The organism is Ignavibacterium sp. (genome assembly GCA_032027145.1).
In the GTDB taxonomy this organism is placed as follows: Bacteria; Bacteroidota; Ignavibacteria; order Ignavibacteriales; family Ignavibacteriaceae; genus IGN3.
This window is the reverse complement of record JAVSMP010000001.1, coordinates 2,712,910-2,727,097: the sequence shown is the minus strand read 5'-3', so window position 1 is coordinate 2,727,097 and position 14,188 is coordinate 2,712,910. Positions and strand designations below refer to the sequence as shown.

At 32.3% G+C, this 14,188-nt stretch carries 10 protein-coding genes and 1 tRNA gene; 8 read left to right on the top strand and 3 right to left on the bottom strand.

Going from position 1 to position 14,188, the window contains the following annotated elements; genetic code table 11:
- The first annotated feature begins 87 nt into the window (after positions 1–87).
- From rho to ftsE, 5 genes are all read left to right on the top strand, one after another.
- Complete coding sequence (rho, locus tag ROY99_11440; protein MDT3696989.1) at positions 88–1,335, top strand: transcription termination factor Rho; 1,248 nt, start codon at positions 88–90, stop codon at positions 1,333–1,335.
- A gap of 98 nt (positions 1,336–1,433) precedes the next feature.
- Positions 1,434–2,714, top strand: coding sequence for a GWxTD domain-containing protein (locus tag ROY99_11435; GenBank protein ID MDT3696988.1), 1,281 nt, complete (start codon positions 1,434–1,436; stop codon positions 2,712–2,714).
- Positions 2,711–3,712 (top strand): 4-hydroxythreonine-4-phosphate dehydrogenase PdxA, encoded by a 1,002-nt coding sequence (gene pdxA / locus ROY99_11430; protein MDT3696987.1) that lies wholly within the window; start codon positions 2,711–2,713, stop codon positions 3,710–3,712. Before ROY99_11435 ends, pdxA begins: the two co-directional genes overlap by 4 nt.
- Positions 3,690–4,421, top strand: coding sequence for a class I SAM-dependent methyltransferase (locus tag ROY99_11425; protein MDT3696986.1), 732 nt, complete (start codon positions 3,690–3,692; stop codon positions 4,419–4,421). The genes pdxA and ROY99_11425 overlap by 23 nt, the downstream gene beginning before the upstream one ends.
- Positions 4,421–5,095: a cell division ATP-binding protein FtsE gene (ftsE, locus tag ROY99_11420; GenBank protein ID MDT3696985.1), complete on the top strand. Its 675-nt coding sequence runs from the start codon at positions 4,421–4,423 to the stop codon at positions 5,093–5,095. Before ROY99_11425 ends, ftsE begins: the two co-directional genes overlap by 1 nt.
- On the opposite strand, the gene ROY99_11415 is transcribed toward ftsE, so the two are convergent.
- Together ROY99_11415 and tadA are read right to left on the bottom strand one after the other, a co-directional pair.
- Positions 5,089–5,748, bottom strand: coding sequence for an adenylate kinase (locus ROY99_11415; GenBank protein ID MDT3696984.1), 660 nt, complete (start codon positions 5,746–5,748; stop codon positions 5,089–5,091). The genes ftsE and ROY99_11415 overlap by 7 nt on opposite strands.
- 66 nt (positions 5,749–5,814) lie before the next feature.
- Positions 5,815–6,294: a tRNA adenosine(34) deaminase TadA gene (tadA, locus tag ROY99_11410; GenBank protein MDT3696983.1), complete on the bottom strand. Its 480-nt coding sequence runs from the start codon at positions 6,292–6,294 to the stop codon at positions 5,815–5,817.
- A gap of 380 nt (positions 6,295–6,674) precedes the next feature.
- Here tadA and ROY99_11405 point away from each other — a divergent pair, with 380 nt between their 5' ends.
- On the top strand, positions 6,675–7,520 hold the full coding sequence (locus tag ROY99_11405) for a hypothetical protein (protein ID MDT3696982.1): 846 nt from the start codon (positions 6,675–6,677) through the stop codon (positions 7,518–7,520).
- A 175-nt stretch (positions 7,521–7,695) separates the two neighbouring features.
- Here the strand turns inward: ROY99_11405 and ROY99_11400 are convergent.
- Positions 7,696–7,769 (bottom strand) — tRNA-Arg (locus ROY99_11400).
- A 119-nt stretch (positions 7,770–7,888) separates the two neighbouring features.
- Here ROY99_11400 and ROY99_11395 point away from each other — a divergent pair.
- Positions 7,889–9,907 (top strand): bifunctional 3-deoxy-7-phosphoheptulonate synthase/chorismate mutase, encoded by a 2,019-nt coding sequence (locus ROY99_11395; GenBank protein MDT3696981.1) that lies wholly within the window; start codon positions 7,889–7,891, stop codon positions 9,905–9,907.
- A gap of 125 nt (positions 9,908–10,032) precedes the next feature.
- Positions 10,033–14,166: a two-component regulator propeller domain-containing protein gene (locus tag ROY99_11390; protein MDT3696980.1), complete on the top strand. Its 4,134-nt coding sequence runs from the start codon at positions 10,033–10,035 to the stop codon at positions 14,164–14,166.
- Positions 14,167–14,188: the final 22 nt, after the last annotated feature.

The following is a 14,188-nucleotide window of genomic DNA, read 5'->3' as shown; positions in this document are numbered from 1 at the left end:
CCACGAGAGCTTATCAGGATAATACCAGTTTGAAAAAAAAATCATAAATAAAATCAATTAACAAAATAACAGGTGCTTAAGATGCCGATGGACATTTCCGATCTTAAATCGAAAAAGATTGTAGAGCTTAATGAAATAGCAAAAGAACTTAACATTGCTGGTTACAGTGATTTGAGAAAGCAGGAGCTTATCTTCAAAATTCTGGAAGCTCAAAGTGTTAAAGATGGTCTAACTTTCTCAAAAGGTGTTTTGGAAGTTCTTCCGGATGGTTATGGTTTTCTCAGATCTTCGGATTATAATTATCTCCCTTCACCAGATGATATTTATGTTTCTCCATCTCAAATAAAAAAATTCAGCCTTCGTACTGGCGATTTTGTAAGCGGTCAAGTAAGACCTCCGAAGGAAGGCGAAAGGTTCTTTGCTTTGCTGAGAGTAGAGGCTGTTAATGGTCAATCACCTGATCATATAAGAAACAGAACTTTATTTGATAACCTTACACCTGTTTATCCTACCAAAAAGTTAATTCTTGAATCAGTCCCCGGTGAATACTCCACACGAATTATGGATATGCTTGCACCAATTGGTAAAGGGCAGCGCGGACTTATTGTATCACCGCCTAAAAGTGGAAAGACAGTGCTGCTTCAAAAGATTGCCAACTCTATTACCAGAAATCATCCTGAAGTAAAACTAATAATCCTTCTTATTGATGAAAGACCGGAAGAAGTTACTGATATGGAACGTTCGGTAAAAGCAGAGGTTATCAGTTCCACTTTTGATGAACCAGCTGACCGGCACGTACAGGTTGCTGATATGGTTATTGAAAAGGCAAAAAGACTTGTCGAAGCTAAAGAAGATGTGGTTATTCTATTAGATAGTATTACCAGATTAGCCCGTGCACATAATATAGTTATTCCGCATAGCGGAAGAATATTATCAGGTGGTGTTGATTCCAATGCACTACATAAACCAAAAAGATTTTTTGGTGCTGCAAGAAATACTGAAGACGGCGGAAGCCTTACTATTATCGCTACTGCTTTGATTGATACTGGAAGCAGAATGGATGATGTTATCTTTGAGGAATTCAAAGGAACAGGTAATATGGAGCTTGTTCTTAACAGGGATTTAAGCGATAGAAGAATCTTTCCTGCAATTGATGTAAACAGATCAGGCACCAGAAGAGAAGATTTATTAATGAAAGAAGATGAGCTTGCTAAGGTTTGGATCTTAAGGAAAATACTAAGCGATTTTAATCCTGTTGAAGCAATGGAATTTTTGTTGGATAAAGTAAGGGGAACAAAAAACAATAAAGAGTTCTTAAATAATATGAATAGTTAAATATCTTATTTTTAATTATTTATTATCAGGGCAATTAGTCTTCCGGTTTTAATTAATCGATTGCTTTTTTATTATCAGCTTTTATACTTTGTGCCAGAATGAAAAAATTATTTTTTGTCATAATTCTGCTTACTTACAGTACCTTTGCACAATCAGAGTTTCGCAGCAATCGGGAAGTCATTCAATCAGGTAAGTATTATAATTCTGAGATACATTTTTTTCCTGCCAGCGGAAGTTTTAATGTTTTTTACATTTATAAGATTTCTAATTCACAACTTTTTTTTGAAAAAATATCTGATCAATTTAAAGCGGGAATTGCAGTTAATATAGAAATAAAAGATTCTGCTGGACAAATTGTTGACAGAGGTTTTGATAAACAAAATGTGTCCACCAAAGACTTTGATGAATCAAATTCAGATCAGCTTTTTATAAATGGACTTATAAAATTTAATTTACCAAAAGGTAAATATTCTTTTTTCCCTTTTATTTCTGATTTGATATCCAAAAGAGAAAGAAAGTTATCTTCCATTCAGATTGATATTTCTGATTCCAATTTAATTCTTAATCCGATTGTTATTAATCCAAGTGTAAATATCTGTTCTGATGAATCTGAATTTTATCAGATAATTAATAATTCTTCTGCAGTACCTTTTAATCAGCCATCGAACTCTTTATTAATCCCTGTTACTCAGAATAATATAAATAAATTAAGGTATTCAATCTTTAGTGCTGAAAGCAGCATCGTTAAAGATCAGGTAATAGACGAGATGGTCTTTCTAAATAATAATATTTCAATTTGTGATAAGAATGCTGTATTGAGAAAATCAGCAGGACAGGACTCGCTTAAATACTTCGTCATTAAAAATTTTTCGTCCAGACTTACCGAGTCTCCTATCAAAATTGAAATTGCAATAGACAGCTTAAATACATACAAGCAAATATTCAATGTTGATGTTATTTGGATTCATAAACCAAATTCATTGAGTGATTCTGAACAGGCGATTAAATTTCTTGAAAACATTGAACCGAAAGAAAAAGTAGCCGAATTGCTGAGTAAAAAAGATTATACAAATACGCTATATCAATATTGGAAAACAAAAGACCCAACACCCGAGACAAATTATAATGAATTGATGAATGAATTTTATTCGCGTATTGATTATTGTGAAGTGAAGTTTAAACCGATAAGCGGAAATAGTGGTGCAAAAACTGATCGAGGGAAAATATTTATTAAATATGGGTCTCCCGATACTATTAAACGGGATTCTGATATAAACGATAAAGTTGTAGAAACCTGGTTCTTTAAGCAATTAAATAGATCATTTATCTTTATTGATAGTGATGGCACCGGAAAATTTCAGTTGGTTGGTAATCAATGAGCAGAGCTGTATTTACCTGCGGAGATACAAATGGTATCGGACCAGAAATAGCAATCAAACTCTTTTCAAAACTATTCAGATCTGAATCCAGAAAAACAATAGCCTTTGTTTGCCCATTAAATGTATTTGAATACTATTATAAACTACTGAAAGCTGATTTTAAATATCATCTTTTCGATAGAGAATTGAGTAATGGTTCATCTTTAAACTTAATACCGATAGAAAATTCAAAACTAACAATTGGTAAAGCAACAAAGGATTCAGGTAAAGCAGCATACAAATCAATTGTAAAATCAATTGAATTTTTAAAAGAAGGATTTGCTGACGTATTAGTAACTGCACCAATTTCAAAAACAGCTTTTAATTTAGCTGGAATAAAATTTCCTGGACACACTGAATTGTTAGCTGCATCAGAAAAACAGAATAAATATTTGATGATGTTCTTATCGAAAAAAGTTAATGTTGCTTTGTTAACAATTCATGAACCGTTAAATAAAATACCTTCTCTTGTATCAAAAGCAAAAATCATTGAGGCTTTAATCATTATTCAAAAGACTGCAATAAATGATCTTGCTATGCACAATCCAAGAATTGCAGTGCTTGGATTAAACCCACATTCCGGAGAAAACGGGAATATCGGCACTGAGGAAAAAGAAATAATCACTCCTGTTGTTAAATTGTTAGGTAAGAAGATTAATGCTGCCGGTCCTTTTGTTCCCGATGCATTTTGGGGTGCAAAATTATTCAAGCAATTTGATTTTGTATTGGGTATGTATCACGATCAGGTATTGATACCATTTAAATTACTGAACTTTGATAGAGGAGTTAATTATACAGCAGGACTAAAGATGATAAGAACCTCTCCTGATCACGGTACAGCGTTTGATATTGCTGGAAGAGGAATAGCTAACGAAGCAAGCTTTTACGAAGCATATCGTACTGCATTAAAGATTTATTATAGCAGGAAGAGAATAATTGAAAAAGAAAAATCATATTGATCCTTATAAGTATGTTTCTTCAATTTACATTCATTTAATGGATTTTGTTGACTATAAATGGTGGGCAAAATATATCTACTCCATCACTGCAAACCATTTAAGTAAATCTCCTTCAGTGCTTGAGTTAGGAGCAGGTAACTGCAAATTAGCAAATCATCTATCAAAAAATTATAAGGACTATATTGCTTCAGATATTTCCCTTAGTATGCTTTCCGGAGCTGATAATAAAATCAAAAAAGTTTGCTGCGATATGACGGCAATACCGTTTAATAAAAAATTTGATTTGATATTTTCAGCCTTCGACAGTATTAATTATCTTACAAATAAAGCAAAACTAAAATCTTTATTAGATGCTGTTAATGCTCATCTTTCGGATAATGGAATATTTACATTTGATGCAGCATTAATTAATAATAGTTTGAAGCATCAAAAAACGGCATCAATTAATGGATATCATAATGGTATAGAATATAGTCGGATTAGCAAGTTTTATCCGTTTAGCCGAATACATAAAAACATATTCAGGATTATCCATTCTGGAAAAACAATTACTGAAACTCATAAACAAAAAATTTTTGATTTTGAAACTTATTTTGAAATTGCAGATAAATGTAATTTGTATGTTGCAGAGTGTTTTAAAGCTTTTACATTTCAAAAGGGAAAACCGACTTCAGATAGAGTTCAGTTTATTATGAAAAGGATTACTTAATGCTATCAATACAAAATGTATCTTTTAATTATGAAAATCAGCCGTTGTTTGTAAATGTAAGTCTTGAGCTTGGTGCAGGAGAATTTGCATTTCTAATTGGTAAAAGCGGATCAGGTAAAACCACATTGCTCCAAATGGTTTATATGAATGTACTACCGGATTCGGGATCAGTATCGGTAGGTGATTTTAACAGTAAAACCATTAAAAAAAGTGAGCTGCCATATCTAAGAAGAAAGATTGGAATTGTTTTTCAGGATTTTAAACTATTAACTGATAGAAATGTTTTTGAGAATCTGTCCTTTGTTCTTGAAGTAACTGCAACTCATAAAAAAGAGATTAAAAAAAGAGTTAATGATGTTCTGAATGAAGTTGGACTTTCTCACAAGAGACTGACAAAACCCGATAAACTTTCTGGCGGAGAAAAACAAAAAGTAGCAATTGCAAGAGCGATTCTGAACAATCCGTTGATTATTCTTGCGGATGAACCCACAGGTAATTTAGACCCGGAAACTTCAAATGAAATTCTTGATTTGCTTCAGAAGATCAACAAACGAGGGACTGCTATTCTGGTAGCTACACATAATTATGATATGGTAAGAAAAGGGAATACACGAGTATTCAAGATTGAATCAGGAAAAATTCTAAAAGGATATCTAAAACCAAAAGATCAGTGATAAAGATTCTTTGCTTTTAATGATTCAATTATTTTTTTATTAACATTTTCAATTGTATCAAGTCCGTTTACCTCTATTACCCTGCCTTTGCTTTTGTAATAATCCAGAACAGGCATAGTTGTAGATTTAAAAACTTCCAATCTGTTTTTAATTACATCTTCTTTATCGTCATTACGTAAATAGAAACTGTTTTTTGCTCCACAATTAGGACAAGTATTCAAGTTTTCGATATCCTTTAGAACATAAATACTTCCGCACTGTTTACAAGCGCGCCGGTTGTTCAATCTTTTGATAATCTCATTTTCATCTGCTGTAATGTATATTAAAACCGCGTCACTAATTTCAATTTGTGAAAACAATTTATCAAGTGCTATCGCCTGAACTGTTGTTCTTGGAAAACCATCTAAAATAAAACCATTCACACATTCAGCAGAAGTAAGCACCTCTTTAATTAAAGCAATCATCAGATCATCAGGAACAAGTTCACCCCGCGACATTATTTCGCCTGCTTTTTTTCCAAGTTCAGTTTGTTCTTTAACTGCTTTGCGTAAAATATCACCGGTTGAAATATGAGGAATGTTAAAGTTTTTTGAAATGATTTTTGCTTGTGTGCCTTTACCCACGCCTGGTGAGCCGAAAAGTATTATTCGCATAATTTATTTTTTTTTTTTATGCAAATTAGATTTATTTAAATACCTAAGCAAGGTTTTATGAATCTGTCAGGATATTTTTTCTGCCCCCTTTCTGTGTTGATTAAAAAATGTTTTTAATAATTGTTCACTTTCTTTTGCTAAGATTCCGCTAAATACCTTGATATTGTGATTTGTCAGGGAATTTTCAGCAAGGTTATGAATACTTCCGCAGGCACCGGATTTTAGATCACTGATACCATAAAAAAGCCGATTAATTCTTGAAGACAATAAAGCACCTGTACACATAATGCAAGGTTCCAAGGTTACATAAATATCACATTCATTTAATCGCCAATTACCAAGATGATTAGAAGCTGAGGTTAAAGCAATCATTTCAGCATGTGCAGTTGCATCTTTCAATTTTTCTACCTGATTATAACCTTTTCCAATGATTTTATTATTATGAACAACAACTGCTCCAACCGGAACTTCATTCTCCTCAAAAGCTTTTTCTGCTTCCTGTAGAGCCGCATACATAAAACGATATTGATATTCTTCAAATAACATGAAAAGATAACCTGCTTGAATTGTTCTTTAAGGATTAGATCCAATTTTTATTGTAAAAATAACCAATAATTTTTTATAAATGATTACTATCATTTGAAAATTCTCTGTTCAATCTTTTTCTCAATCAGGTTTGATGATGAACGGTAAATAAATCCTGCCTGCTAATGAAGTACATACAAACAGGTACGATCTTAAATATTATATTTTTATAGTAACTGCCTTTATTAAAAGAATTTATAAGAACAGTCTGAAAGTAAATATTGCCATAGAGGATTATTATCAGATCTAAGATGTTATGATGAGTGGTAGTAATATTTTGAAGATAAAAAAGTAAGTTTGTAAGTGTAAATATTTTTCATATAAATTAAGGAATATTTGAAATGATTAAGACATATATAAAATTCTTCATTCTTATTGCTATTACAATTTCTTTCTCACAATTATCATTTGCACAAAACATATCTAATTCCAATAACCCCGAAGTCATAAGGGAAATAAACCAATATCTAAAAACTGTAAATCTTGATAAAGGCAGTATATCAAGTAAAGAAAATTTGAACAATTTTCTTGCTGATGCGTTTAAAGATGGCTGGAATAATGAGATTCAATTCTGGGTCTCTGCTCAATGGGGAACGATAGAGTATAAAGGCTTTGTCTCCAAACAATTTGAATTAAAAGGCAATCATCTTACCTCAATCGGAAACGGAAATAGACCAGCTAAAATATCTGAGGGTAAATATTTCGGGATTAATTTCGATGGAGATAATGATTACTGGGTAAATTCATCATTTAAAACTGTGCAGCCATTTAGCATTTTTATTGTTTATAAAACTGATGATACAAAAACAGAGAGTGTTTTATTGGAATCAGCAGGAGCAAAAGTTAATCAAATCAGAGTTGAAAACGGGAAAGATGGAAAACCAGAATTAGTTATTGAAAGTGCTGGAACTTATAGAATACCAGGACTGACTAATGGCATTAATTATATTTTGATTGAATATAATATGAAAGATTCTCGAGTTTTTATAAATGAAAAACTTGTTTATAATAATTTTATTGGTCTAAGTGATTTCGACGGCATTCAGATTGGTAAGGGAACAGTAAATAATAAATATAACCACTTAAAAGGTTCCATTTATGAAATAGGTATTATACAGAATTCTTTAAACGAACAAGCACGCAATAATCTTTTCAATTTGATGAAGAAAACTTATGATTTAAAATAAGGGATGATTATTTAATTTAACCCGCAATAATTCTTGATTAAATGGAATTGCTGCGGGATTTTTATTTTAAACATTTATTTAGAAAGATGATAGGAAATATTAGTTTTTAATAATTTAATCTCAAACTTGAAAATCTTTACTAATAGACTAAATTCACAATAACATTACACCTAAGTACACCCGGAAGGATTCGAACCCTCAACCCTTTGATCCGAAGTCAAATGCTCTGTCCAGTTGAGCTACGGGTGCGTGTGCAAAATTAACATTAAGAATATTTTGTTCAAAATTGGAGTTATAGGTTTCTTGACTGCAAACAAAAATAAAACGATATTCGTTACCAAAATTCATAAACATAAAATTTACTAACGATGGAAGAGATAAGAGAAAAAATAAACACTATTGATAACCAGATTTTGAAACTACTGGGCGATAGAAGACAATTGAGCATTGAAATTATCAAATTAAAAAATCAGGATAGATCTTCAATCCGTGATAAGGACCGCGAAAAACAACTATTAACAAGATTAATTGAAGCCGGCAGAGAATATGGATTAGATAAACACTTTATAACAAAAGTGTTTTATGAAATAATAAACGATTCAATAAGGATTCAAAATAAATTTGTACTCGTAAGTAACGACGCAGAGGATAAATCCGGTGTAATAAAGATATCAATTCAGGGAATTGAAGGATCATACAGTTATCTTGCTTCACAGCAGTTCTTCAGTAATTCAGGAAAATCAGTACACTATTTTAAGTTAAATAGTTTTGATGAAGCAGTTGAATCTGTTGTTGATGCAACTTCAGATTATGCAGTACTGCCTATAGAAAACACAACCAGCGGAAGTATCAACGATGTATATGATGCATTAATGAGCGGTAATCTTCATATTGTGGGTGAAGAGATTTTTCAGGTTAAGCACTGTCTGCTGGCACTTGATACGATACCATTAAATAGTATTAAAAAAATTTTTACTCATTATCAGGCAGCAAGACAATGCAGTAAATTTTTAAAATCAATTCCAAATGCGGAAGTTGAACTTTTACAGGATACAGCCAGATCTGTTGAGTACATTATGAATAAAGGTGATAAGACATTTGCTGCAATTGCAAGTAAAGAAGCATCAGATATTTTTAATACAACAGTGTTACGTGAAGACATCGCAAATCAGCAGGGCAATTTTACTCGTTTTATTATTTGTTCGCGTGAACCAATAATTGTTGATGAACGGATACCAGCTAAAACATCTTTAATCCTGGCTACTTCTCAAAAACCCGGATCACTTGTCGAAGTATTATCGGTTTTTAAGGATTTTAATTTTAATCTAACCAAACTTGAATCCAGACCAATAATAGGTAACCCGTGGGAAGAAATGTTTTATCTCGATTTTCAAGGAAACATACAAGATCAGAAAGTTAAATCTTTACTTGATGAAGTTGGTAAACACACAAGATATTTAAAAGTTTTGGGATGTTATCCAATGAAAGAAGCTGATAATACAAAGATAGAGAGTATTCCGGTTAGGAATGGCGAGAGTATCAAGAAAAATATTCCGGAGCAAAAAGCTGTTGATAAAAAATCTCAGAAAAGAGTTGCATATAAACTCGCCAGCAGGGAGTATAAAGAAGAAGATACCGTGATTACTGTAAAGGATGTTAAAATCGGCGGTGATAATTTCGTTATAATTGCCGGACCTTGTTCTGTTGAATCCTACGATCAGATTATGCAATGTGCCAGAGAGGTTAAAGAAAATTTTGCACAAGTTTTAAGAGGCGGTTGTTTTAAACCACGAACTTCTCCTTATGCATTTCAAGGACTTGGTTTTGAAGCTCTCAATTATTTAAAGTCTGCTGGTAATAATTATGATTTGCCGATTATAACTGAAGTAATTTCGATTGATCAGGTAGAAAAAGTTGCTGCTCAATCTGATATACTTCAGATAGGTGCTAGAAATATGCAGAACTTTTCATTGCTTTCGGAAGTTGGTAAATCATTCAGACCTGTTTTACTTAAACGCGGTTTAATGGCATCAATAGAGGAGTTTTTAAATGCGGCTGAATATATCCTTGCAAGAGGAAACAGACAAGTAATTTTATGTGAACGCGGAATCAGAACTTTTGAAACAGCAACCCGAAATACATTGGACTTGAGTGCAATTCCTGTCCTGAAAGAATTAACTCACCTACCAATTATTGTTGATCCCTCACATGCTATCGGACAAAGAGATAAGGTTATCCCGCTTGCAAAAGCTGCAAAAGCAGTTGGTGCTGATGGCATAATGGTTGAAATACATCCTGAACCTGAGAAAGCACTTAGTGACGGTGAACAATCTATGAGATTTGACCAATTCAGACAAATGACATACGAGCTTCAGAAAATGAATTGAGGAAAAGTGGGGATTACTATAATTCAGTTTGAATTATAACAAAGTGCATGATAGAATTATTTTTAATGTTTGAATTATTATCTATCTTCTCAATACTAATTCAGTATATTCAATAAATTAAGCTAATGAAAATCGTAGTTCACATACTATTATATTTAATCTTATTTAATGTTCAAGCATTATCACAAAGACAATTATTTTTCAGTCTATCTGTTCAGGATGGTCTGTCTGATAGTGATGTCAATTGCATAATTCAGGATAGAATGGGATTCTTATGGATTGGAACTGAAAGCGGGCTAAATAGATATGATGGTTATGAATTTAAGGTGTTCAAAAATAAACAAAATGATCCTGCTAGTTTACCATATAATAGCATTTGGTCGCTTTATGAAGATAGAACCGGAAATATTTGGATCGGGACTAAAAATGGAGACTTAGTTAAATATTCTCCTTTTGTTGATAAGTTTACCACAATTGAGTTCGAGGATTCAGAGAATACTGGAAATAGCATTACATCAATCCTGGAAGATGTAAAAGGGAATATCTGGTTTGGATCTTACTCTAAAGGATTATTCAGATATCAAGTAACAAGCGGGCAAATTACAAATTGGCAGTATGAAGAAAATAAACCAAATGGTTTAAGTAATAACTATATCACTTCATTATTACTTGATAAAAACGGTGGAATCTGGATATCAACATATAACGGATTGAATTACTTGAATCCGGATGAAAATAAAATTACACTTTTTAAGAACATAAAAAACAATTCAAACTCAATACCAGGTAACCTGGTCTGGAAGATTTTACAGTCAAAATTTGATAATAACCTGTTATTTATCTGCACCTCTGACGGTTTGTGTACTTATAATTTGATCAGCAAAAAATTTGAACAGATAAATTTCAATATCGAATTCCCATCACAATTCAGCAAAAGTATTGCTTCTGTTGTTGAAGATAGAAGTGATGGCAAAAAAGCACTATGGATCGCTACATACGGGGGAATATATCACTTAGACTTAAATACACATAAATCAAAACAATATGTGGCTGATAAAAAGAATATCTCCGGTTTACTTAACAATCAAATTGATCAGCTTATAATTGATAAATCTGGTGTTCTGTGGTTAGCTACTGATAACGGATTAAACTATCTACCTGCTAGTACAAAAAAAATAAATTATATTTTTTCAGAATATTTGACTCAGCCATTGGTGCAGGATCTTTTGAGTGCTGATATAAAATCAGTTTTAAGTTTAGACAATAATACTACATTACTTGGGACAAATGACGGGATGTTTTCAGTTATCATAAAAAATGATGAAGTCTCTGTTTCTAAAATTGATAAACTGAACGGTTTAAATATTTGGTCGCTCGAAAAAGGTGAAGGTAGCTCTATCTGGATCGGTACTTATGGTAAAGGACTTTTTAATTATAATTTCAAAACGCAAACTTTAGTAAAGTATCCTATTGTATCTCCAACATTTCAAACATCAGCATTTGAATATATTAAAGCTCTGAGATTAAGTAAGGATGGAATACTTTGGATTGGTTTTTGGGGCGGCGGATTAGCTGCATTAAATAGTTCATCAGGAAAATATAAGATATGGATAAATGATAAAAAGGATCCGAACAGCCTCAGTTATAACGATGTCTGGTATATACATTTGGATAAATTTGGCAGAGTTTGGATTGCTACCAATGGCGGCGGATTAAATCTCTTTCTGCCAAGAAATAATGGTGAGTTTTTGCATTGGACAAGCTTTGATACTGAACAAGCAGGCCTGCTTAATAATAGTATTCAAAGTATTGCAGAAGGACAAGCTGATAATACAGACGAGACTATTCTATATATCGGAACCGATGCCGGATTAAATAAGATGACTATAAAAAATCATAGTAATGATATTTACAATTTTGATGCAAGTTTTGATATCCTTTCTTATCAACATAACATTACTGATGCTTCAATAAGAAGTATTGTGGTTAACTCTAATGAACTGTGGATGAGTACCAATAAGGGTATTTATAAATATAAAACTGATAGTAAGGAACTTTTAGATTTTAGAATTTCTGAGGGTTACGGTTCAGAAATTTTTAATTCAGGTGCTGGTACCGGAATTATGAATAACATTATTGTTTTTGGCAGTGTAAAAGGTCCGACATTTTTTAATCCGGAAAAAATTAAACAATCTGATTATGATCCTGATATAGTTATTACTGATTTCTTAGTTTTTAATAAAAGTGTTTCAAGTAACGATAACAAAATTCTTGATTCAAGTATTTCATATTCCAAAATTGTTAGACTAGAGAGTGATGAAAATGCTCTGACATTCAAATTTTCTTCTTTGGATTTTAATTCAAGAGAAAATATTAAGTATGCTTATAAAATGGAGGGATTTGACAAAGATTGGATTTATTCAAACACATCAAACATTGCTGTTTACACAAATCTAAATCCTGGCAATTATGTTTTTAAGATACGGGGTACTAATAGTGATGGACAATGGGGCACAAATAAGGCGGAGATACAAGTAATCATTAAATTTCCATGGTGGCGCTCCGGTTGGGCTTATGTAATGTTTGTAATTGTAATTATGAGTATCCTGTTCTTTATTAGAAAGTTTGAAATTAACAGAACAAAACTTAGAAATGAGATAAAGAATCTTGAGTTTGAAACTAAAAAGCAAAAGGAAATTGAAACGCTTAAATCAAGATTCTTTGCAAATATTTCACACGAATTCAGAACCCCATTAATGCTGATTAAGGGACCACTTGAACAATTACTCATGAAAAAAGGTAATGCTGATGAACATACCAGACTTGCTTATAACAATACAGAAAAATTGAAATTGTTAATAGATCAGCTGCTTGATATATCAAAACTTGAATCAAACTTAATTCCGTTAGATGCCCGCGAAGAAGACATATCTACTTTATTAAAAGGACTTGTTGTTTTATTTAATTCAATTACAGAGCAGAAAGAAATCTCGCTTACACTAGATTGCCCTGATGAAAAGTTTATCGCGATGGTTGATTCTGATAAATTTGAAAAGATAATAAATAACCTGTTATCAAATGCCTATAAGTTTACAGACAAAAAGGGTTCAATTTCAGTTAGTCTTAAAAAAAGATTCTCGGAAGAAAAAACATTCTTCGATTTAATTATTAAAGATAATGGGATAGGAATTGATGAAGATAAATTGCCTAAAATATTTGACAGGTTTTATCAGGTTGATGATTCCTCAAGCAGAAGTTATGGCGGTTCAGGTATTGGTTTATCTTTAGTTAAGGAGTTTGTGGATTTACATCATTGGAGTATTTCTGTGAAAAGCAGCTTAGGGATTGGAACTGAATTCTTAATCTCAATACCAAGTGTTGAAGCTGTAGCATTAAAAAGTACTTCTGTTGATAAAAAAGCTTATGAAAGCTCAAACAATTTAGTAAAAACATTTCAGGATATTCAGATTAATGATTTTGAAACTACTGAGAGTGATACCGATAAAAAGGCAGTTATACTATTAGTTGAGGATTCACAAGAGGTAAGACAGTTTTTAAAAGGAATACTATTTGAAAATTTCACTATACTCGAAGCTGAAAATGGAAGAAGCGGTTTAGAAATAGCCTCTGAAAAATCACCTGATCTTATTATCAGTGATGTTATGATGCCTTCGATGGATGGATTTGAGTTCTGCAAAAAAATAAAGACTGATTGGCAGACGAGTCATATTCCTGTAATACTCTTGACTGCTAAAGCATCATCTGAAAGTAAGATTGAAGGACTTGAAACAGGTGCTGACGATTATCTGACTAAACCATTCAGTTCAAAAGAATTATTAGTTCGTGTAAAAAACCTTCTTGAGCAAAGAAGAAAATTACGTGAAAAGTTCAGTAAAGAAATTGAAATCGAACCAGCATCAATTACAGTAAATGCGATTGATAATGAATTCCTCGAAAAAGCTTTTGCAGTCGTGGAGAAAAATCTTTCCAACACCGGATTCAGTTCAGAATTATTTGCACAAGAAATGTTTGTAAGTAGAAGTCAGCTTCACCGGAAACTACTGGCAATCACCGGTCAGGCACCGGGAGAATTTGCAAGATCTTTCAGACTTAAAAAAGCAGCTTCACTTATATTGGAAAAAAGATTCAGCATGACTCAAATTGCATTTGAAGTTGGATTCAGCAGTCCATCTCATTTCACAAAAGCATTCCGACAGCAATTTAATTGCCTGCCAACAGAGTTCGCCAATAGGGTATAAGGAAACAGGGTATAAGGTATAA